Origin of the sequence: Streptomyces sp. SID5464, from assembly GCF_009862985.1 — a bacterium.
Taxonomy (GTDB): Bacteria; Actinomycetota; Actinomycetes; order Streptomycetales; family Streptomycetaceae; genus Streptomyces; species Streptomyces chartreusis_D.
On sequence record NZ_WWIQ01000061.1, the window covers coordinates 72,124 to 92,969 of the forward strand.

The window sequence follows — 20,846 nt, forward strand, 5'->3', positions numbered from 1 at the left end:
GCTGGGGTGGGCTGTCTGTCTGATGTCGAGTTGCCTGTCCGTGTAGGCATCCTCGTGAGCGTAGCGTGACTGTGGTGTCGCGGTGCGCGAAGGGCGGAGGCCGAGAAGGGCGCAGATACGTTCCGCAGGGCGTCCCACCGGGTCGGCCGGCTCGCTCGCCATGATCACCGGAGGACCCCAACTGGGGGAATTTCCAAGGGATGTCGAGGTTCCCCCGGACGGCCGAACAAGCGCGGTCAGCACGGCCCGGGACCGTCGCGGACCGACATCATCGCCTGGCGTGTCAACTTCCAGCCGTCGCCGTGTCGTTCGACGTAACCGAGTGCCCGGAGTTCGTACAGTCTGGCGATCGCGTCGTCCTGTGCGGTCTGTGCGTGGCGCGCGATCTCGTCCGGCCGGGCCGCCCGGCCGCCCGGCAGCGCGGCGAGCACCTGCCGGGTGGCCGGTGCCAGCAGGTCCCGGGGCAGGACGGGGCCGCGCCGGTCGGGGGCCAGCTGTCCGATGTCGCCCACCAGCTCGACGACGTCCGCGGCGTCGGTGACCAGGGCCGCCTCGCCGCGCAGCAGCTCGTGCACCCCGGCGGACAGCCCGCTGGTGGCCGGGCCCGGTACGCCCATCGTGTACCGGCCGAGGCGCTGTGCCGCCCGTGCCGTGACCAGGGAGCCGCTGCGGTGGGCGGCCTCGACGACCACGGTGCCGCGGGTGAGTGCCGCGATCACCCGGTTGCGCAGGATGAACCGGCTGGGGGTCGGGTGATCGCCGGGCGGCAATTCGCCGATGACCAGTCCCTGCTCGGCGATTCTGCTGATCAGCTGGGTGTGTCCGCGCGGGTAGGGGCGGTCGACGCCGCAGGCGAGGACGGCGACGGTGGCACCGCCCGCGCCGAGAGCGCCGCGGTGGGCGGCGCCGTCGACTCCGTAGGCTCCGCCGGACACCACGACCCAGCCCTGCTCGGCGAGGCCGGCGGCGAGGGTGGCCGCCATGTGCGCCCCGTACTCGGTGCAGGCCCGGGCGCCGACGACGGCCACCGACCTCAGCGCCCACATCCGCAGACTGGCCCGCCCCCGCACCCACAGCCCCAGCGGCCGGGCGTCCCCGAGGTCATCGAGCTGCCCCGGCCACTCCGCGTCCCCCGGGCCGACGAACCGCACCCCGGCCTCCCGGGCGACGGCGAGGTCCGCACGGGGCCGGGCCACCTCGGCCCTGGCCAGCAGGCCCTTCCACCGCTTCCCGCTCGTCCCGGCCAGGGGCCGCCCGCCCTCCGCCAGCCGCCGGGCCACCTCCCGCGCCCCGAACTCCCGCACCCACCGCCCACCGATCTCGTCACCGGGTTCGATGACACGGGTGAGGAAGACCCGGGCGAGCAGCTCCTCGTCCGGTTCGTCGGTGACGCTCACGTCAGCGCTCCGATGGCCATGGGGACGCCCCTCGGGACACCGGTGCGCAACTGGAGCGCGAGGGCGACGTCCGTCGCGTCGGGCCGGTCGTGGCCGACGAGATCGGCGACGGTCCAGGCCACGCGCAGGACGCGGTCGAGTCCGCGCGCGGTCAGCACGCCCCGCTCCAGGTTGCGCTCGGCCTCGTCCATCGCCCCGGACGCGGCGTACCAGCGGCTGCGCAGCTCGCGACCGGGGACCTCGCTGTTCGTGCGCCACGGAGTGCCGGCGAGGCGCTGCACGGCCCGCTCCCGGGCCGCCCTTACCCGGTCGGCGACCGTCGCGGTGGACTCGCCCCGCGCGCCGGAGGCGGTCAGCTCGGTGCGGGTCACGCGGTCGACCTCCACGCGCAGGTCGACCCGGTCGAGCAGCGGGCCGGAGAGCCTGGCCTGGTAGCGGCGGACCGCCGAGGGCGGGCACTCGCACAGGTCGTCCCGCTGCGAGAACCGGCCGCACGGGCAGGGGTTGGCCGCGAGCACCATCAGGAACTTCGCCGGGAAGCGCACCACCCCCGCACTGCGCGCGATGACGACGTGGCCCGCCTCCAGCGGCTGGCGCAGGGCGTCCAGGGCCTGGCTGTTGAACTCGGGGGTCTCGTCCAGGAACAGGACGCCCCGGTGGGACAACGACACCGCGCCGGGCCGCGCGATGCCCGGGCCGCCGCCGACGAGGGCCTGCATGGTGGCGGAGTGGTGCGGGGCGCAGTAGGGGGCGACGTCGATCAGCGGCTTGCCCGGTGGCAGCAGGCCCGCCACCGAGTGGACCGCGGTGACCTCCAGTGACTCCTGCCGGCCGAGCCGGGGCAGGATGGCGGGCAGCCGCTCCGCGAGCATCGTCTTGCCGGCGCCGGGAGGCCCTTCGAGGAACAGGTGGTGTCCACCCGCGGCGGCCACCTCCACCGCTGTGCGCGCCGAGACCTGCCCGACGACGTCCGCCAGGTCGTGGCCGGGCTCGTGCTGGGCCGCGCCGACGCTGTGCATGCCCGTGGCGGCGCCCGTGCCCGGCATGCGCAGGCCGGCGAGGAGCGGATCCGGGCGGCCCTGCTCGTCCGGATCCTCGTCCGGCACCGGCTCGTCGGCCAGGACGGCGATCAGCTGGCGCAGGCTCCGGACGCCCAGGACGGACACCCCGGGCACGAGGGACGCCTCGGCGGCGGCACACTCGGGCACCACCACCTGCTCATATCCCGCATCCGCCGCCGCCAGTACCGCCGGCAGTACTCCGCGCACCGGCCGCACCCGCCCGTCCAGCCCCAGTTCCCCGATCATCACGATGTCGGCGAGGACACGGGGGTCGATGCGCTCCGCCGCGCCGAGGACCGCTGCCGCGACGGCCAGGTCGAAGCCACTGCCGGACTTGGGGACGGAGGCCGGGCTCAGGCCGACCGTGAGTTTCTTCTGGGGCCAGGCCCCGCCCGAGTTGACGACCGCGGCACGCACCCGGTCCCGGCTCTCCGTCAGGCTCTTGTCGGGCAGTCCCACCAGCGTGAACGCCGCGACACCCGGCTCCAGGTCGGCCTGGACCTCGACGACCACGCCCTCGACGCCCACCAGTGCCACCGAACACGTACGGGCGAACCCCATCAGGCCACCCCCCGCACGTGCTCGACCACGGCCGCGCCGCGAACCGGCAGCAGCACTCCGACCACGTCGATGCGGACCCCGCCGGGCGGTGCGCCCCCGTGTGTCTGGATCCACCGCTCGGCGAGGTCCCGCAGCCGCTCCGCCTTCTGTGGGGTCACGGCGGCCATCGGATGCTCGAAGGGACCCTCTCTGCGGGTCTTCACCTCGCAGACGACCAGGACGTCCCCGTCCCTGGCCACGATGTCGATCTCACCGGCCCGGCCCGAGCGCCAGTTGCGCTCCAGGACCGTCAGTCCGGTCTCCGCCAGCCGCCGGGCCGCCAGAGTCTCTCCGTACCTGCCCATCGCACTGCGTGCGTTCATGTCGGCACCACCTCCGGCGCCAACGATCACGCACCCGTCTCCACCAAGTGGATCTTGGTGGACGGCTCAGCGACTGTGGACAACTCCATCACCCTCGTGGGTGAGCGTCACCCGCTCGGCAGTTCGAGATCGCTCTTGTTCAGCTCCTCGATGTTCACATCCTTGAACGTGAGGACCCGGACCTGCTTCACGAACCGCGCCGGCCGGTACATGTCCCACACCCAGGCGTCCGCCATGGACACCTCGAAGAAAACCTCACCCTGGACCGAGTGCACCTGCATCTCGTAGTCGTTGGTCAGGTAGAAGCGCCGCTCGGTCTCGATCACGTATTTGAACAGACCGACGACATCGCGGTACTCCCGGTAGAGCTTCAGCTCCATCTCGGTCTCGTACTTCTCGAGGTCCTCGGCGCTCATGGCATGTTCCCCTTCAGCCGTGCGATCCCACCATTGTGCGCCAGTCCCGTGCGCCCCTAGACGATTTCCGGGTCAAGGATCACGGGCCTGGCCGGGGGACCTTCGTCGAGCAGCGTGCGCAGCAGCCCGGCGAGTCTGGTCGGATACACCGTCTCATGTGCCCGGCAAAGTTCCGGACACGTCCACCAGCGCGCTCCGGCGACACTGCGCCGCTCCAACTCGGTCAGCCCCAAGGCCTCGATGGCCGTACGGTCCGTCCGAGCCAGGAAGTACCACTCGTCCTGGTCCCAGCGGCGGCCCGCGAACGGGAAGGAGCACATCCGCCGCCACAGCACCGGGCCGAGTTCGACCTCGGTGATGCCCGTCTCCTCCGCGAGTTCCCGCAGGGCGGCCTCTTCACGGGTCTCCTCGCCCTCCACACCGCCGCCGGGGGTGAACCACCAGTCGTCGGCCGGATCGTCCGGCTCGTGCCCGTGCAGCAGCAGGATGCGGTCCTGCGGGTCGAGCAGCACGACCCGGGCCACCTTGCGCAGCCCGCCCTCGTAGGTGTCCTGGCCCGCCCCCGCGGCCTCAGCGGACACCTGCGGGCTCCGCGCTCGCCCGCCGGGCCCGGGACGCGCCCGTGCGCTTGGCGACGGGACCGTAGGCGCCGCCGCCCAGGACGAGCACGGCGCCGGCGATCACCAGGGCGGTGATCGTCCGCAGCGGTCCGGGCGAGGACAGGCTGCCGAGCGCCTCGAAGCCGGTGGGGCGCTCCAGCATGCCCTTCATCGGCCAGACGACGGAGTCGACGCGGGCGTCCACGGCGGAGCGCGCCACCGTGCCGCTGGCGGCGTCGGTCAGGTGGGCGGTGGAGTCCACGGAGTTGCCACGCTCGTCACCGAGGAGGAAGAGACGGCCCTTGGGGACGGTCACGGTCGGGAAGTTGCTCATCTCCGCCGGTGTGCCCTTGGGCAGGTACGTCTCGTCGATCTCCTTGCCGTTGACCTTCAGCTTGCCGTCCTGGCAGCAGGAGACCGTGTCGCCGCCGACGGCGACCACGCGCTTGACCATCGGGGCGTTGGCCCAGGTGGCGTCCTTGAAGACGACGACGTCACCGCGGCGCACCTCGCCACCGTCGACGCGCTGCGCCAGGATCCGGTCGCCCGCGTCGATCGTCGGCGTCATCGAACTGGTGGGCACCGTGTACGGCCGGTAGACCACCGCTCCCCAGGCGAAACCCCCGAGGAACAGCACAAGGCCCAGTGCGACGGCCAGCCCGGACAACCGCTGTCCGGTCCGGCTGCCCACCGGGCCCGAGCCTGTGCCACCGCTGCGCGGGGCCGTGTGCGTCATGCTCTCGCCACCCATGGGTCCGCACCCTACCCGGGGGTACCGACCGGGGTCAGCCCACCGTCGGGATCACTGCTTCCTGCGGCGCCACAGCACCACCGGCACCACACCCAGCAGCGCCAGTCCCTGCGGCGCCACCGCCGGACCGGCAGCGGCCGGCTGGGCGCCCAGGCCCGCCTGGTCGAAGGTGTCCGGCACGGGCAGGGTGTCCCAGCGGTTGATCGGCCAGGCGATGACGATGGCCCGGCCGACGACGTCCTTCACCGGGACCATGCCGTGGTGCTCGTCCGACTGGTTGTAGCGGGAGTCCCGGGAGTTCTGCCGGTGGTCACCCATGACCCAGATGTAGCCCTTGGGAACCTTTACCTTGAATTGACCGCCCTGGTCGTCGACGCTGCACGGCGTGTTGCCCGCGTAGACGTAGGACCGCTCGTCCAGCGCCTTGCCGTTGACCGTCAGCGGGCCCGTGCCCTTGCACTCGACCGTGTCGCCGCCGACGCCGACGACCCGCTTGATGAGGTCCTTCTCCTCCGCGGACGGCATGAGGCCGATCCAGCTGAGGAACGTCTGCAGGGCGTTCGGATCCGCGGTCGGCTCGCCCGCCAGCCAGTTGTCCGGGTCGTGGAAGACCACGACCTCGCCGCGCTCGGGCTCGGAGCCAAACCAGGGGGTCAGCTTGTCGACCAGGACGCGGTCGCCCTGCTGGAGGGTGTTCTGCATCGAGTCGGACGGGATGGAGAACGCCTGCACCAGGAAGGTCTTGATCAGCAACGCGAGCACCAGCGCGATGCCGATCAGGATGGGCAGCTCCTTCCAGAAGGAGCGTTGCTTCTTCGGCGTCCGGGCCGTGCCTCCCGGCCCTTCGCCCTCGGCTGTGCTGTGCTCGCCTGTCACCCTGTCGTCCTCGGCTGCCCCGGAGTCATTCCCGGAGGTCACGGCGCTGTTCGCGGCCGGGACGGCGGATTGCGCGGGGCGTCCGCGGTGCTCCTCGCCGTCGTGTCCGGACCGTGCGCCAACCGCCACATCCCCCACGCCAACTCCTCACTCTGTGCCGCCGCCTGCCCCATACACGACGCAGGCCCACCACTCCCATAACGAGCGGGAGTTCCGCAGGGGTCGGGAGCTGGATCGTTCCGTTCGAATCGTCGGAGGCAACCCTATGCGACAGTTCGGCGGCAGCGGTCGACCCGGTGGCCGAGTCGGACACGGAGGCGTACGTGTTCGGTTCCTCCAGGGTGCTCCAGTGCCCGAAGGGCCAGGCGATGACCATGGCGCGGCCGACGACCTCCTCCTCGGAGACCGTGCCGCCGTAGTCGGTGTCCTGGTGGGCGCGGGAGTCCGCGGAGTTGTTCCGGTGGTCGCCCATCACCCACAGCCGGCCCGGGGGGACCGTGATGTCGAACGGCGTGTCGGACGGGGCGTTGCCGGGGTAGAGGTAGTCCTCGTTCAGCGGGATGCCGTTGACGGTCACCCGCCCTTGGGTGTCGCAGCACTTGACGCGGTCTCCGCCGACGCCGACGACCCGCTTGATGAGGTCCTTCTCGTTGTCGGACGGCAGCAGGCCGATGAAGGTGAGCCCTTCCTTGACCTGCTTGATGACGACCGGGTCGTCCTTCTGCGGCGTGGTCTGCTCGTCCCGGAGCCAGCCGCCGGGGTCCTTGAAGACGACGACGTCCCCGCGCTGCGGCTTGGAGCCGAACCACGGGGTGAGCTTGTCGACCAGGACGCGGTCGCCGATCTGGATCGTCTGCTCCATGGAGCCGGACGGGATGACGAAGGCCTGGACGAGGAACGTCTTCAGCACGAGCGCTATGAGGACGGCGACGCCCACGAGGAGCGGTATCTCCTTGACGGCACCGCGCCTGCGGCGCCGCTTGACCTTCTTCTGGAGCTTGCGCCGCTCGGCGCGCGTACGGCCGCCGGACGGGCTGGCGGCGCGCCGGGCACCGGTGGGCAGCAGGTTGTCCGCGGGGCTGGCGGGGGCGCCGCGCGGTTTGCCGCGGTTACCCATGGGCGCCCGCCCCTCCGGCGGCAGCGGGCACGTGCGCGTAGGCGTCGGGGCGGTGCAGCCGGGTGGCGTGGCCGAAGGGCCAGACGATCCAGTCGGCGCGGCCGATCACCTCGTCGACCGGGACCATGCCGCCGCCCGGCGATCCGAGGTGGTCACGGGAGTCGCTGGAGTCGCCGCGGTGGTCTCCGAGGACGAACAGGGTGCCGGCGGGCACGACGACGTCGAAAGGCACGGTGGAGGGGCTGTCGCCGGGATAGAGGAAGCCCGACTCGTCGACCGGCCGGCCGTTCACCTGGATCCTCCCCTCCTTGTCGCAGCAGACAACGTGGTCTCCCCCCACGCCGACAACGCGTTTGATGTAGTCCGCGTGCCCGAAGTACCCGGTCCCGTCGAACACGACGATGTCTCCCCGCTGCGGCTCGGCACCGAAACGGTATGCCAACTTATTTACGAGAACCCGGTCCCCGATCCTCAATCCCTGTTCCATGGATCCGCTGGGGATCTGGAACGGCCGCAGCACGAATGTGCTGAGCACCAGCAGGAAGAGCAGGCAGGCCAGCAGCGTCAGAGTGATCCGGCCGCCCGGGACCCACTCGGTGACACGCGACAACGCGAAACGCGACCGTTCCTCCGGCCCTCCGGGTTCCGAGGTGTCCTCGGAGTCGGAAGGGCGGGAGGAGCGGTCGCGCTCCGTCGGCTGAGCTTCGGTGTCCATCGGAGCCAGATGCTATCCGGCCCCGGTGTGAACTCCTCAGAGCGCTCAGTTCTCGCGCTTCTCCTTGATCTTCGCGGCCTTGCCGCGCAGCTCGCGCAGGTAGTACAGCTTGGCGCGGCGGACGTCACCCTTGGTGACGAGCTCGATCTTCTCCACGATCGGGGTGTGCACCGGGAAGGTGCGCTCGACGCCGACGGAGAAGGAGACCTTGCGGACCGTGAAGGTCTCGCGCACGCCGGCACCCTGTCGGCGGATCACCACACCCTTGAACTGCTGCACACGGGAGCGGTTGCCCTCGATGACGCGGACGTGCACGTTGACCGTGTCGCCCGGGCGGAAGGCGGGGACGTCGCTGCGCAGCGACGCGGAGTCGACAGTGTCGAGCAGGTGAGACATTTCGTCTGCTTTCTTCGCTGATGCCACAGGTCATCAACGGAAACTAGGTGTTTCGGATCTGGGCTGTGCTCGTCGGGACGGGCGTCGTCTCCCCCTGTGGCAGGGGCGCACGCCGGACGGACGCACAACAGCTGGCTATTCTTCCACGCCGTCGGTCCTGCGCCAAAATCGGCCGTACGGCTCCCCCGCGGGGTCCGGTTCCCAGCCCAGGATGGACAGCATCTCGCGGTCCTTCTTGTCGAAGGCCTTGGGGTCGCACCGCTCGATGAGGTCGGGCCGGTGGGCCGTCGTGCGTTTCAGGGCCTCGTCCCGCCGCCAGCGGGCGATCTTGCCGTGGTGGCCGCTGAGCAGCACGTCGGGGATGTCCCGGCCCCGCCACTCGGGCGGCTTGGTGTAGACGGGGCCCTCCAGCAGGCTCGCCATGGCGCCGGGCGCGAAGGAGTCGTCCCGGTGGGACTCGGCATTGCCCAGGACGCCGGGCAGCAGCCGCGCCACGGCCTCCGTGACGACCAGGACGGCCGCCTCGCCGCCGGCCAGGACGTAGTCGCCGATGGACACCTCGTACACCGGCATCCGCGTCGCGTACTCGTCGACGACGCGCCGGTCGATGCCCTCGTACCGGGCCGGCGTGAAGATCAGCCAGGGGCGCTCGGAGAGGTGGACGGCGAGCTCCTGGGTGAAGGGGCGACCGCTGGGCGTGGGCACGATGAGGGCGGGCTCGTGGGAGCCGGCCTCGTAGCCGTCGGCCAGGACGGAGTCCAGCGCCTCTCCCCAGGGCTCGGTCTTCATGACCATGCCGGGGCCGCCGCCGTAGGGGGTGTCGTCGACGGTGTTGTGACGGTCGTGGGTCCAGGACCGCAGGTCGTGCACGTGCACGTTCAGCTGTCCCCGCGCGCGTGCCTTGCCGACGAGGGAGACGTTCAGCGGTTCCAGGTACTCGGGGAAGATCGTGACGACGTCGAGGCGCATTACGACTCTTCCCCGCTGGGCGTGTCTTCCCGGCTGGAGGCGATCTCCGCGCGGTCGTCGATCAGGCCCGGCGGCGGGGTGATGACGGCCTTCTGCTCCGCCAGGTCGATCTCGCTGACGATCTCCTCGACGAAGGGGATCATCACCTCGCTGCCGTCGGGGCGCTCCACGATGAAGAGGTCCTGCGTGGGCAGGTGCGAGATCTCCGTGATCCGGCCGACCTCCGTGCCGTCCGCGGTGACCACGTCGAGGTCGATGAGCTGGTGGTCGTAGTACTCGTCCTCGCCCTCGGGCAGTTCCTCCGGGTCGATCTCGGCGATCAGGAGGGTGTTGCGCAGGGCCTCGGCGCCGGTGCGGTCGCCGACGCCCTCGAAGCGCAGCAGGAGACGGCCGCTGTGGACGCGGCCCGTCTCGATGGTGAGCGGTCCCGCGGCGGCGGGATCGGTGGCGAGTACGGTGCCGGGGGCGAGCCTGAGCTCAGGCTCGTCGGTCCGCACCTCGACGGTGACCTCGCCCTTGATGCCATGGGCACGGCCGATCCGTGCGACTACCAGCTGCACGTGTCCATTCTCCTGTCATACGACTGCGGGCCGGGGACGGCCCAGTGGCCCTCCCCGGCCCGAGCCGGTTGCGATAAGCGTCAGCGGACGTGGTCCACGTCGACGAGGTCGACGCGGACACCGCGACCGCCGATGGCGCCCACGACGGTGCGCAGGGCGCGTGCGGTGCGGCCGTTGCGGCCGATCACCTTGCCCAGGTCGTCCGGGTGGACCCGGACCTCGAGCACGCGACCGCGGCGCAGGTTGCGCGAGGCGACCTGCACATCGTCAGGGTTGTCGACGATGCCCTTCACGAGGTGCTCGAGAGCCTCCTCGAGCATGCTCAGGCCTCGGTCGAAGCGGACTCAGCGGCGGCCTCGTCCTTCTTCTCAGCCTTCTTCTTCTGGGTGATCGCCTCACCCTTGCCCTCGTCGTCACCGCCGATGGCCTCGAACGACGGGCGCGCGGCCTTCTCGGGCTGCGTCAGCAGCGGAGCCGGGGCGGGCTCGCCCTTGAACTTCTGCCAGTCGCCGGTCTTCTTGAGGATGGCCATCACGGGCTCGGTCGGCTGGGCGCCGACACCGAGCCAGTACGCCACACGCTCGGCGTCGACCTCGATCACCGACGGGTTGTACGTCGGGTGGTACTTGCCGATCTCCTCGATCGCACGACCGTCACGACGGGTACGGGAGTCGGCGACGACGATGCGGTAGTGAGGCGAACGGATCTTGCCCAGACGCTTCAGCTTGATCTTGACTGCCACGGGAGTGGGTTCTCCTGGATTTGACGTGGTTGGGCACGGCGAGATGGCCGCGTGGGGTTGCGGTACCCGAGTGCCCGATGGACGCGTCAGCCGGAGGAGAGAGGGGTCCTGTGCGGCTGTCGAGTACAGCTAGCCATTGTGCCACACCCCGCCGGGCTGCTTTGACGGCGGGGTTCGCCGCTGCGCGGGCAGGCTGAAGGGGCACCCGGCGTGGAGGTGAAGTACGTCGGGTGCCCTGCCCGGCGGTGGTGCGTACTGTCCCGACCGGCAGCCACGAGATGCCGGTGATGGACGGTCAGCCGGCCACCGCTCCCGCTCCCACCACGTCCGGGATCCGGAACGGCTTGCCGCAGCCGCCGCAGACGATAGGCGCCTGGGCGAGGACCGACGGCACGACGCGTACGTTACGGCCGCAGTCGCAGACCGCCTTGACGCGGACGCCGCCGCCGGAGGAGCCGTGCCGGGCGGCCGGGCCCCGGAAGGTGCGGGAGGTGTCGGAGGAGGTCGCGGCCGTGTGGGCCTTCAGGGCGCGCTGGAGGCGCTCCATCGTCGGGCGGTAGCGGCGCTTCGCCTCGGGGGTGAGCGTGACCAGGGAGAAGCCGCTGCTGGGGTGCGGTTCCTCGGGGTGGTCCAGGCCCAGTTCCTCGGCGATCGCGAGGAATCTGCGGTTGTGGTAGCGGCCGGCACGGGAGGTGTCGCGGACGCCGCGGGCGGCGGCGATGCCATGGACTGCCTCATGGAGCAGTCGCTCGAAGGAGAGCTCGTGACCGCACGCGGACGACGACTCCCCGATCAGGGACTCTGGCGCGGCAAGGTCGGGCAGCTCGGGGTGGTACCGCTGAATGTCGGCCCACGCCTGTGCCAGCTCTGCGGCGAGAACAGGTGGTGTCTGTGTCGTGCTCACGTAATGACAACGAGCCGGGGTGCCCCAGTGTTCCGATTCCGGGGCATCCCAAATAATTTGCACGTACCCGTCAGTTGCCTCTGATGCGTCCCGACGAGGGCGGGTGCGCTGATCTGTGGAGAAGTCTCACAGCTCACCACAAGGTGGTGCGTAGCTCCGCGTACCCCGGCGCGTAGACGCTGTCCGCGCGCCGGGGATGCGAGGGTCCCGCGGTTACGCCAGAGGCGTTTCGGTCGCCTTGCGCCTCACCCGGTGAGCGCGTGCGCCTCACTCAGTAAGCGCGTGCGACGACCGCGACGTTACCGGGTGCGTCGTCGGCGTCCGGCACCGACCCGTCCTCGGCAACCAGACACCGTACGGTCACCGCGTGATCGGCCAGCTTCGCTTCGCCCTCCTCGCCGAGCACCGCCCACGGGATGCGCGCCCAGCCGCCGGCGCCCGTGACCTCGACGGCCTCGTCGATCGTCGAGACCTCGGTGGTACGGGACTCCCGGCGCTCCCGGGACTGCGTCAGCAGCAGGGCCTGGTCTTCTTCGAGGACCTCCGGCAGCAGCGACACCAGGGCGTCCAGGGAGACCGGCTCCTTGCCGCCCGGGATGCGGCGGGCCAGCATCGCGGTGCCGTTCTCCAGGTCGCGGGGGCCGATCTCGATCCGGACCGGCACGCCCTTGAGCTCCCAGTCGACGGCGCGGCGGCCGAAGGGGGTGTCGGTGCGGTCGTCCACGTGGACACGGACCCCGGCCGCCTTCAGCCGGTCGCCGAGCTCGTGGACCTTGGCCAGAACCGCCTCGTCGCCCTTGATCGCGAGCACCACGGCCTGGATCTGTGCCAGCCGCGGCGGGACGCGCATGCCGTTGTCGTCGCCGTGCATCATCACCAGGGCGCCGATCATGCGGGTGGTGGAACCCCAGGAGGTCTGCCAGACCAGCTCCTGCTTGCCGTCCTTGGACAGGTACTGCGTGTTGAAGGCCTTGGCGAAGTTCTGGCCCAGTTCGTGGCTGGTGGCCATCTGGAGGGCCTTGCCGTCGCCCATCATGCCTTCGAGCGTGAGGGTGTTGATGGCGCCGGCGAACCGCTCCTTGACGGTCTTGCGGCCGGGGACGACGTCCATGGCCAGGACGTTCACCATGAAGTCCGCGTAGACCCTCCGGTGAATGTGCGCGGCGAAATCGCGCGCCTCCTCGTACGTGGCGTGCGCGGTGTGGCCCTCCTGCCAGAGGAACTCGGTGGTGCGCAGGAACAGGCGGGGCCGCAGCTCCCAGCGCACGACATTCGCCCACTGGTTGATGAGCAGCGGTAGGTCGCGGTAGCTCTGGACCCACTTCGAGAAGTAGTCGTTGATGATCATCTCGGAGGTGGGCCGGACCACGGCGGGCTCTTCGAGTTCCTTGCCGCCGCCGTGCGTGACCACGGCCAGCTCGGGCGCGAAGCCCTCGACGTGGTCCGCCTCCCTGGTCAGGTACGACTGCGGGATCAGCAGGGGGAAGTACGCGTTCTGGGTGCCCGTCTCCTTGATGCGGGCGTCCATCTCGCCCTGCATCCGCTCCCACAGCCCGTACCCGTACGGTCGGATGACCATGGTGCCGCGCACCGGACCGTTGTCGGCGAGCTCCGCCTTGGTGATCAAGTCCTGGTACCAGCGCGGGAAATCGTCCGCCTGGGGGGTGAGAACGGGTGCCTTGGTCATGGCGAGATGGTACGGGCCCGCGTTGCCGGAATGTGAAATCTCGCCATAGGCACATGACAACTCATATGCCGGGCCGCATTCCACTGGACGACAGGTCGAGCGGGGAGTTTCCTGGCATACGGGGGTAGTGCGAGCGCACTGTCACGGGGGCCATGGAATCGGGCAAGAGGCAACTCTCGGCGGATTGGGGCGCTTACTTATGACACCTACGCTCGTGCGGCAGCACCTGCCTCACGCGGGGTCCGCACCCCGCGTGGACCTGCGTGCACGCGCGCGTGACTGGTCCGAGATCCAGGAGCGGATGCTCGTACCGCTCTATGAGGCCGTCTACGAGCGACTGGACGTGGGTCCCGCGACGCGGCTGCTCGGCCTCGGCTGCGGTTCCGGACTCGCCCTGCTGATGGCCGCCGCCCGGGGAGCGGCGGTCACCGGTGTCGACGCTTCCCCCGAAAGAATGGCCCTCGCACGGGAGCGACTACTGCCCGAGGCCGGGGCCACGCACGCGCGTGCGGGCAACCGGCTGGTCGAAGGCTCGCCCCGGGACACCGCGGAGCCGGGCGCTCCCGCGTACACCCTGGTGACCGCCTTCGAGCCGATCGGGTGCCTGGCGGGCGACTCGGAGGGGCTGGGCGGACTGCTCGCGGAGGCGACGCCGCTGGCGGGGCGTGGAGCCGCCGTGGTGCTGGCCGGCTGGGGTCCGCCGGAGCGGTGCGCCACGACGTCCGTGCTGCGGGTCGCCACCAAGCTGGCGGAGCCGCTGCGCAGCACGGGCAGCTGGCGCCTCGCCCTCCGCGACGACCTGGAGGACGTCGCCCACCGGGCCGGTCTCAGGCCGGACGGGTCCGGGCGGGTGGCGTGCCCCTTCGGGTACGCCGATGTGGACAGCGCGGTGCGCGGGCTGAAGTCGACGGGGCTGTTCGACGCGGCGATCACGGCGACGGACCAGGTGCAGGTGGACAAGGAGCTGACCGAGGCTCTGCATCCGCACCAGCGGCCGGACGGGACGGTGTGGATGCCGAACGTGTTCCGGTATCTGATCGCCCGGACCCCATGACGAAATCGCCCGGACTCCGGGACGAACAGATCTCCGGTGCAGGTGTGAATGGTGTGAAGAAAGCACCATGGGCTGCTTTTGGTTCCACCAAGTGGATCATGAACGCTTAATGTGTTCGCCGCTCGGGGGAACTGCACATCTGCATACAGGAGCTGTTTTGCCGCACCACAAGACCGCGCTGCGTCTCGCCGCGCCCGTCGCCGTCCTCGCTCTGGCGCTCACCGCCTGCGGTGGCGGCGGCGACAAGGCCGATGCGAAGAGCCCGGACACCGAGAAGGCCAAGGTCTTTCCTTCGCCGGAGCCGGCTTCCGGCGGCGAGCTGGGGACCGGCGAGAGCGCCACGGGCAAGGTCGCGGAGGACCCGGGCGAGGTCACCTACGAGGTCGTGGCGCAGAAGGTCGACATGGGCACCGAGGCGGAGGCAGCCAAGGCCGTCTCGGAGCCGGACAAGGTCAAGGGCAAGGTGCTGGCCGTCGCGCACGTGAAGTACACGCACAAGAGCGGCCCCGCCCTCACCGACGGCTCCGATGTGCACGACGGCACCACGGTCTACGCCGACGGGCAGCGCGGCAGCGTTCTCATCGGCGCGTCCGAGGACGCGACGGGCTGCGAGGACCCGTACGACGTCGAGAGCTGGAAGCAGGGCGAGAGCCACGTCTTCTGCGAGACGTACGTGGTCCCGGCGAACGCCAAGAGCGTCGAGGTCCACTGGTCCGAGGAGGACGGCGAGCCGTACATCTGGAAGTTCCCGAACGGCTGACCGGCCGACAACCCGCTGAGGGCGCCCCCCTCTCTCGAAGGGGGGCGCCCTCAGCGCCGTACGGGACGGCCGTGGCGAACGGGCCGTCAGCCCATGAACTTCTTGAACTCGTCGGGGAGTTCGAAGTCCTTGCCGCCCTGCTGCGGCAGCCCGAAGGCGCCTCCGCTCTCGGCGGCGGCCGCGCGCCGGGCGGCGGCCTCCTGCTCCTGCTGCTTGCGCTTCATCGGGTTGCCGGAGCGCTGCTTGCCCTTGGCCTGCTTCTGCTTCTTCTTCGTCCGGCCGGGACCACCGCCCATGCCCGGCATCCCGGGCATCCCCGGCATGCCGCCGCCCTGGGCCATGCGGGACATCATCTTGCGGGCCTCGAAGAACCGCTCGACCAGGTTCTTCACCGCGCTGACCTCGACGCCGGAGCCCTTGGCGATACGGGCGCGGCGCGAGCCGTTGATGATCGTCGGCTCCTGACGCTCGGCCGGGGTCATCGACTTGATGATGGCGGCCGTGCGGTCGACGTCCCGCTCGTCGAGGTTGTTGATCTGGTCCTTCATCTGGCCCATGCCCGGGAGCATGCCGAGCAGCTTGGAGATGGAGCCCATCTTCCTGACCTGCTCCATCTGGGCCAGGAAGTCGTCGAGGGTGAAGTCCTGGCCCTTCTTGGAGGCCAGCTTCTCGGCCATCTTCTGGGCTTCGGCCTGGTCGAAGGTCTTCTCCGCCTGCTCGATCAGGGTGAGCAGGTCACCCATGTCGAGGATGCGGGAGGCCATCCGGTCCGGGTGGAAGGCGTCGAAGTCGTCGAGCTTCTCGCCGTTCGACGCGAACATGATCGGCTTGCCGGTGATCTGCCGGATCGACAGGGCCGCACCACCGCGGGCGTCGCCGTCGAGCTTGGAGAGCACCACGCCGTCGAACCCGACGCCGTCGCGGAAGGCCTCGGCGGTGTTGACGGCGTCCTGACCGATCATCGCGTCGACGACGAACAGGATCTCGTCGGGGCTGACCGCGTCCCGGATGTCCGCGGCCTGCTGCATCATCTCCTGGTCGATGCCCAGGCGGCCGGCGGTGTCCACGATCACGATGTCGTGGACCTTGGACTTGGCGAAGTCGATCGAGTCCTTGGCGACCTTGACCGGGTCGCCCACGCCGTTGCCCGGCTCCGGGGCGTAGACCGCGACACCGGCGCGCTCGGCGACGACGCTGAGCTGGTTCACGGCGTTCGGGCGCTGGAGGTCACAGGCCACCAGCAGCGGTGAGTGGCCCTGCTCCTTCAGCCAGCGGCCGAGCTTGCCGGCGAGGGTGGTCTTACCGGCACCCTGGAGACCCGCCAGCATGATCACGGTGGGCGGCTGCTTGGCGAAGCGCAGACGCCGGGTCTCGCCGCCGAGGATCGTGACCAGTTCCTCGTTGACGATCTTGAGTACCTGCTGGGCCGGGTTCAGCGCCCTGCTGACCTCGGCGCCGAGCGCGCGCTCCTTGACGTTCTTGATGAACGTACGGACGACCGGCAGCGCCACATCCGCCTCGAGGAGCGCGATCCGGATCTCGCGCGCCGTGGCGTCGATGTCCGCCTCGGAGAGCCGTCCCTTGCCGCGCAGGTTCTTGAAGGTCGCTGAGAGGCGATCGGAAAGAGTATCGAACACGGCGCTCGCGGTCCTCGGGGTCGGAGACAGACTGGGGAATCGCCCTCCAGGGTATCCCGGCGTGACAAGTCGCCGGGTCGCCCTCACCCACGCAGTGTCTCCTCCAGTTTCCGCGCCACCGACTCGGCCTCGTCGCCGGGCAGCGGCGCGCCCTCCGGACCGGTCACGTAGAAGGCGTCGACGGCGTTGGCACCGAGTGTCGAGACGTGCGCGCTGCGCACCAGTACGCTCGCGTCCTCCAGGGCGCGGCCGATGCGGAACAGCAGGCCCGGGGCGTCCTGGGAGCGGACCTCGATGACGGTGGCGAGCCGGGAGGCGGCCGGGTGGACCGACACCCGGGGCGGCGGGGCCACCACGCCCCGGCGGCGGGGATAGGCCGCGTCCCGTTCGGCGAGGCGGCCGGCGATGTCCAGGGAGCCGTCCAGTGCCCGCACCAGATCGGCGCGGAGGCGGGCGGCCTGCGGCAGGGAGCCGTACTCGGCGGCGACCCGCCAGTCCAGCAGCAGGACGGAGCCGTCGACGCCGTCCGGCAGGGTCAGGGACCGCAGCTCCGCCGTCCGCACGGTCAGCCGGTGCATGGCGAGCACACCGGCCACCGCGGGCAGCACACCCGGCTGGTCGGGTACGGCGATGAGCAGCTCCACGCCGAGCGGCTCGGGGTCGCCGGAGGGTTCCTGTCCGGCGGGCGGCTCGGTCTGTGCCCGCAGGGAGAGGACCGGGCTGCCCGTCGCGACCGCCTCGATGGCGAGCCGCTCCTGCTCGGCGGTCGGCGCGGCGTCCTCGGGGTCGTCCGGGGCGTCACCGGCGAGCACCGCCGAGACCCGCTCCACCAGGTCGGCGACGAGCGACCCGCGCCAGGACGACCAGGCGGCCGGGCCGGTGGCCAGGGCGTCGGCCTCGGTGAGCGCGTGCAGCAGTTCAAGGGTGCCCTGGGTGCCCACGGCCTCGGCGACCGAGCGCACGGTGGCCGGGTCCTCCAGGTCACGCCGGGTGGCCGTCTCGACGAGCAGCAGGTGGTGCCGGACGAGGGTGGCGACGACCGCCACGTCGTGGCGGTCGAAGCCGATGCGGGCGGCCACGTCCTTGGCGATGATCTCGCCGGCCACCGAGTGGTCGCCGGGCCAGCCCTTGCCGATGTCGTGCAGCAGCGCGGCGACCAGCAGCAGGTCGGGGCGGCTGACCCGGCGGGTGAACTCGGAGGCGCGCACGGCGGTCTCGATGAGGTGCCGGTCGACGGTCCACAGGTGCACGGCATTGCGCTGCGGGCGGCAGCGCACCCGCTCCCAGTCGGGCAGCAGCCGGGTGATCAGCCCCTCGGCCTCCAGCGCCTCCCAGACCTCGATGGTCGGGCGGCCGGAGCCGAGCAGGGTGACGAGCTGTTCGCGGGCCTCGGCGGGCCAGGGCGTGGGCACCGGGCGCACGGTGGCCGCCATGCGGCGTACGGCGTGCAGGGAGAGCGGGAGTCCTGCCTGCGCGGCGGCGGCCGCGGCGCGCAGCGGCAGCACGGGGTCGCGCTCGGGGCGTGCGGCGCGGGCGAGCACCACCTCGCCGTCCTGCTCCACCACGCCTTCGGCCAGCGGAGAACGCTCGGCGGTCGGCTTCCCGCCGCCCAGCATGGCGCGCAGCCGGGGCCGCACGGCGCGCGACCGCAGTACGCGCCCCACCTCGCGCCAGGTGACATCACTGGCGTACGAGATGAGCCGCGCCGCCTCGTACACCTGCCGCAGCAGCGTGTCCGCGTCGAGCAGGCCGACCTCGGCGGCCACCTGGTCCTGCTCCTGGAGCGCGAGCCGGTCGGTCGCCCGCCCGGTTGCCAGGTGCAGGGCGTCCCGTACGTCGAGGAGCCGGCGCCGGGCGTCGGCGAGGCCCTCGCGCGGGGCGTCGGCGAGCCAGGAGGCGGCGACGGCGCGCAGGGCGGTGGCGTCGCGCAGCCCGCCGCGGGCCTCCTTGAGGTCGGGTTCGAGGAGGTACTGCAGCTCGCCCTGGCGCTCGGCGCGTTCGGCGCACAGTTCCTGGAGTTCGGGGAGGCGCTTGGGCGCCTGGTTGCGCCAGTCGGCCAGCACGGCCGTACGCAGCCCGGCCGTGAGGCCGAGGTCACCGGCGATGTGCCGGGCGTCCAGCAGGCCGAGCTGGACCTTGAGGTCCTCCCCCGCGGTCTTGCGGGCCTCGGCGGGCGTGCGGACGGAGTGGTCGAGGGCCAGGCCCAGGTCCCACACCGGGTACCAGAGCCGGTCGGCGAGGGCGCCGATCGCCTTGGTGTCGCTGCCGTCGTGCAGCAGGAGCAGGTCGAGGTCGCTGCGCGGGGAGAGCTCGCCGCGTCCGTAGCCGCCGACGGCGACCAGGGAGGCCCCGCGCAGCCCTTCCGCGCCGGCGGCGAACAGGCCGGTGAGCCAGTCGTCCGTCAGTTCGGCCAGGGCCGCACGGCGCGGCGGCCCGGACCGCGCCTCCTCGGTGAGGAGACGCAGCCGGGCCGCCGCGTAGCCGCTGGGTCCCGAATCCTCTGCTTCCTTCTGCACATCCGTACCCGTCACCCAGCGACTCCTGTTCTGTTTGCCTGCCTCAGAGCGCGTCGGGGCCGCGCTCGCCGGTCCGGACCCGTACGGCCGTGTCGACCGGGATGGACCAGACCTTGCCGTCACCGATCTTGCCGGTGCGGGCCGCCTTGACCACGACATCGATCAGCTGCTCGGCGTCGTCGTCCTCGACCAGGACCTCGATGCGGATCTTGGGGACCAGGTCGACGGTGTACTCGGCACCGCGGTAGACCTCGGTGTGGCCCCGCTGACGACCGTAGCCGCTGGCCTCGGTGACCGTCAGGCCGTGTACGCCGAAGGCCTGGAGGGCCTCCTTGATCTCGTCGAGCCGGTGCGGCTTCACGACGGCGGTGATGAGCTTCATGCGTCCACCTTCTTGCTCTCGGCGCCGCCCACGGCGGCCGCGACGGCGGCGGTCTTGGCGGCACCGCCACCGGCGCCGCTGAAGTCGTATGCGGTCTCGGCGTGCTCGGCCTGGTCGATGCCGGCGATCTCCTCGTCCTCGGAGACCCGCATACCCATGGTCTTGTCGAGGATGAAGGCGAGGATCGCGGAGACGATCAGCGAGTAGGCGAGCACCGCGAAGACACCGGCGCACTGCTTCCAGAACTGGGTCAGACCGCCGCCGTAGAAGAGGCCCTCGACCTCGGACTGGCCCTTGCCGCTGGCGAAGAAGCCGATCAGCAGGGAGCCGACGACACCGCCGACCAGGTGGACGCCGACGACGTCGAGGGAGTCGTCGTAGCCGAACTTGTACTTCAGGCCGACGGCCATGGCGCACAGCACACCGGCGATGGCGCCGACGGCGATCGCGCCGACCGGGGAGACCGCACCACCGGACGGGGTGATGGCGACCAGACCGGCGACGGCACCGGAGGCGGCGCCCAGCGTGGTGAACGCGCCGTGGCGGATCTTCTCGTAGGCGAGCCAGGCCAGCATGGCGGCAGCGGTGGCGACCTGCGTGTTGACGAACATCAGCGCGCCGACGCCGTCGTCGTTGCCGAGCCAGGAGCCGGCGTTGAAGCCGAACCAGCCGAACCACAGGAGCCCTGCGCCGAGCATGACCAGCGGCAGGCTGTGCGGGCGCATCGGGTCCCGCTTGAAGCCGACGCGCTTGCCGATGACGAGGATCACGCCCAGCGCGGCAGCACCTGCGTTGATGTGGACCGCCGTACCACCGGCGAAGTCGATCACGCCCATGTCGAAGGCCCAGCCGCCCTCGCCCCAGACCCAGTGGGCGACCGGGAAGTAGACGACGATGGCCCACAGCGTGATGAACAGCGCCCACGCCGAGAACTTCACACGGTCCGCGAGGGCACCGCTGATCAGGGCGGGCGTGATGATCGCGAACATCAGCTGGAAGACCATGAAGACGAGGAGCGGGATGTTGTACGTGCCCCACAGCTCGCCCTTGTCGACACCGCTGAGGCCGATCCAGTCCGAGTTCCAGCCGATGAGGTGGCCGGAGTCGGTGCCGAACGCCATGGAGAAGCCGAACAGCACCCACAGGATGGTGACGATCCCGAGGCTGATGAAGCTCATCATCAGCATGTTCAGGGTGCTCTTGACGCGGACCATGCCTCCGTAGAAGAAGGCCAGACCCGGGGTCATGAGCATCACCAGGGCGGAACAGATGAGCATGAACCCTGTGTTGGCGGCAGACAGCTTGGGTGCTTCTGCGGCAAGGGTGATGGCTGGTGCCATCGGCGTCTCCTCGTCGTTGGTACGGCCCCGTGCGGGCGAAGCCT

General features: G+C 70.8%; 22 protein-coding genes. 2 read left to right on the forward strand and 20 right to left on the reverse strand.

Going from position 1 to position 20,846, the window contains the following annotated elements:
- Nucleotides 1-236: 236 nt before the first annotated feature.
- The 16 genes from dprA to proS all read right to left on the reverse strand — a co-directional run bounded on the left by dprA (nucleotide 237) and on the right by proS (nucleotide 13,113).
- Entirely contained in the window at nucleotides 237-1,397 is a 1,161-nt protein-coding gene (dprA, locus tag GTY47_RS30830) for a DNA-processing protein DprA (protein WP_010044464.1), read from the reverse strand.
- Nucleotides 1,394-3,019 carry a YifB family Mg chelatase-like AAA ATPase gene (locus GTY47_RS30835; protein WP_010044465.1) on the reverse strand — a complete coding sequence of 542 codons (1,626 nt, stop codon included), beginning with the start codon at nucleotides 3,017-3,019 and terminating at the stop codon, nucleotides 1,394-1,396. The genes dprA and GTY47_RS30835 overlap by 4 nt, the downstream gene beginning before the upstream one ends.
- Entirely contained in the window at nucleotides 3,019-3,411 is a 393-nt protein-coding gene (locus GTY47_RS30840) for a YraN family protein (protein WP_040903769.1), read from the reverse strand. Before GTY47_RS30840 ends, GTY47_RS30835 begins: the two co-directional genes overlap by 1 nt.
- Nucleotides 3,412-3,488: 77 nt before the next feature.
- Complete coding sequence (locus tag GTY47_RS30845; protein WP_003993268.1) at nucleotides 3,489-3,797, reverse strand: DUF2469 domain-containing protein; 309 nt, start codon at nucleotides 3,795-3,797, stop codon at nucleotides 3,489-3,491.
- A 56-nt stretch (nucleotides 3,798-3,853) separates the two neighbouring features.
- Nucleotides 3,854-4,378: an NUDIX hydrolase gene (locus GTY47_RS30850; RefSeq protein WP_010044476.1), complete on the reverse strand. Its 525-nt coding sequence runs from the start codon at nucleotides 4,376-4,378 to the stop codon at nucleotides 3,854-3,856.
- Nucleotides 4,368-5,147, reverse strand: a complete 780-nt coding sequence (lepB, locus tag GTY47_RS30855; RefSeq protein ID WP_010044478.1) for a signal peptidase I — start codon at nucleotides 5,145-5,147, stop codon at nucleotides 4,368-4,370. Before lepB (GTY47_RS30855) ends, GTY47_RS30850 begins: the two co-directional genes overlap by 11 nt.
- Nucleotides 5,148-5,198: 51 nt before the next feature.
- Entirely contained in the window at nucleotides 5,199-6,161 is a 963-nt protein-coding gene (gene lepB / locus GTY47_RS30860; protein ID WP_078602922.1) for a signal peptidase I, read from the reverse strand.
- Nucleotides 6,049-7,140 (reverse strand): signal peptidase I, encoded by a 1,092-nt coding sequence (lepB, locus tag GTY47_RS30865; RefSeq protein WP_010044481.1) that lies wholly within the window; start codon nucleotides 7,138-7,140, stop codon nucleotides 6,049-6,051. The genes lepB (GTY47_RS30860) and lepB (GTY47_RS30865) overlap by 113 nt, the downstream gene beginning before the upstream one ends.
- Complete coding sequence (gene lepB, locus GTY47_RS30870) at nucleotides 7,133-7,855, reverse strand: signal peptidase I (RefSeq protein ID WP_010044483.1); 723 nt, start codon at nucleotides 7,853-7,855, stop codon at nucleotides 7,133-7,135. The genes lepB (GTY47_RS30865) and lepB (GTY47_RS30870) overlap by 8 nt, the downstream gene beginning before the upstream one ends.
- A gap of 45 nt (nucleotides 7,856-7,900) precedes the next feature.
- A complete protein-coding gene (gene rplS / locus GTY47_RS30875) occupies nucleotides 7,901-8,251 on the reverse strand; it encodes a 50S ribosomal protein L19 (RefSeq protein ID WP_010044485.1) in 351 nt (116 codons plus the stop codon).
- 135 nt (nucleotides 8,252-8,386) lie between these two features.
- The gene (gene trmD / locus GTY47_RS30880; protein WP_010044487.1) at nucleotides 8,387-9,220 is read right to left on the reverse strand and encodes a tRNA (guanosine(37)-N1)-methyltransferase TrmD; all 834 of its coding nucleotides are present in this window, start codon (nucleotides 9,218-9,220) and stop codon (nucleotides 8,387-8,389) included.
- Entirely contained in the window at nucleotides 9,220-9,780 is a 561-nt protein-coding gene (gene rimM / locus GTY47_RS30885) for a ribosome maturation factor RimM (protein WP_010044489.1), read from the reverse strand. Before rimM ends, trmD begins: the two co-directional genes overlap by 1 nt.
- A gap of 80 nt (nucleotides 9,781-9,860) precedes the next feature.
- Nucleotides 9,861-10,100: an RNA-binding protein gene (locus GTY47_RS30890; RefSeq protein WP_003973401.1), complete on the reverse strand. Its 240-nt coding sequence runs from the start codon at nucleotides 10,098-10,100 to the stop codon at nucleotides 9,861-9,863.
- Nucleotides 10,101-10,102: 2 nt separating this feature from the next.
- Complete coding sequence (gene rpsP / locus GTY47_RS30895) at nucleotides 10,103-10,522, reverse strand: 30S ribosomal protein S16 (RefSeq protein ID WP_010044494.1); 420 nt, start codon at nucleotides 10,520-10,522, stop codon at nucleotides 10,103-10,105.
- A gap of 295 nt (nucleotides 10,523-10,817) precedes the next feature.
- Nucleotides 10,818-11,426 (reverse strand): hypothetical protein, encoded by a 609-nt coding sequence (locus tag GTY47_RS30900; protein WP_010044496.1) that lies wholly within the window; start codon nucleotides 11,424-11,426, stop codon nucleotides 10,818-10,820.
- Nucleotides 11,427-11,697: 271 nt separating this feature from the next.
- Nucleotides 11,698-13,113 carry a proline--tRNA ligase gene (proS, locus tag GTY47_RS30905; protein WP_010044499.1) on the reverse strand — a complete coding sequence of 472 codons (1,416 nt, stop codon included), beginning with the start codon at nucleotides 13,111-13,113 and terminating at the stop codon, nucleotides 11,698-11,700.
- Between the two features lie 199 nt (nucleotides 13,114-13,312).
- Here proS and GTY47_RS30910 point away from each other — a divergent pair, with 199 nt between their 5' ends.
- Complete coding sequence (locus GTY47_RS30910) at nucleotides 13,313-14,167, forward strand: methyltransferase domain-containing protein (RefSeq protein ID WP_050810300.1); 855 nt, start codon at nucleotides 13,313-13,315, stop codon at nucleotides 14,165-14,167.
- 157 nt (nucleotides 14,168-14,324) lie between these two features.
- Nucleotides 14,325-14,927, forward strand: coding sequence for a hypothetical protein (locus GTY47_RS30915; RefSeq protein WP_010044503.1), 603 nt, complete (start codon nucleotides 14,325-14,327; stop codon nucleotides 14,925-14,927).
- Between the two features lie 86 nt (nucleotides 14,928-15,013).
- On the opposite strand, the gene ffh is transcribed toward GTY47_RS30915, so the two are convergent.
- The 4 genes from ffh to GTY47_RS30935 all read right to left on the reverse strand — a co-directional run bounded on the left by ffh (nucleotide 15,014) and on the right by GTY47_RS30935 (nucleotide 20,802).
- A complete protein-coding gene (gene ffh / locus GTY47_RS30920) occupies nucleotides 15,014-16,564 on the reverse strand; it encodes a signal recognition particle protein (RefSeq protein ID WP_010044506.1) in 1,551 nt (516 codons plus the stop codon).
- Between the two features lie 83 nt (nucleotides 16,565-16,647).
- A complete protein-coding gene (locus tag GTY47_RS30925; protein WP_010044508.1) occupies nucleotides 16,648-19,095 on the reverse strand; it encodes a [protein-PII] uridylyltransferase in 2,448 nt (815 codons plus the stop codon).
- A gap of 28 nt (nucleotides 19,096-19,123) precedes the next feature.
- The gene (locus tag GTY47_RS30930) at nucleotides 19,124-19,462 is read right to left on the reverse strand and encodes a P-II family nitrogen regulator (protein ID WP_003993253.1); all 339 of its coding nucleotides are present in this window, start codon (nucleotides 19,460-19,462) and stop codon (nucleotides 19,124-19,126) included.
- Entirely contained in the window at nucleotides 19,459-20,802 is a 1,344-nt protein-coding gene (locus GTY47_RS30935) for an ammonium transporter (protein WP_029181502.1), read from the reverse strand. The genes GTY47_RS30930 and GTY47_RS30935 overlap by 4 nt, the downstream gene beginning before the upstream one ends.
- Between the last annotated feature and the right edge of the window lie 44 nt (nucleotides 20,803-20,846).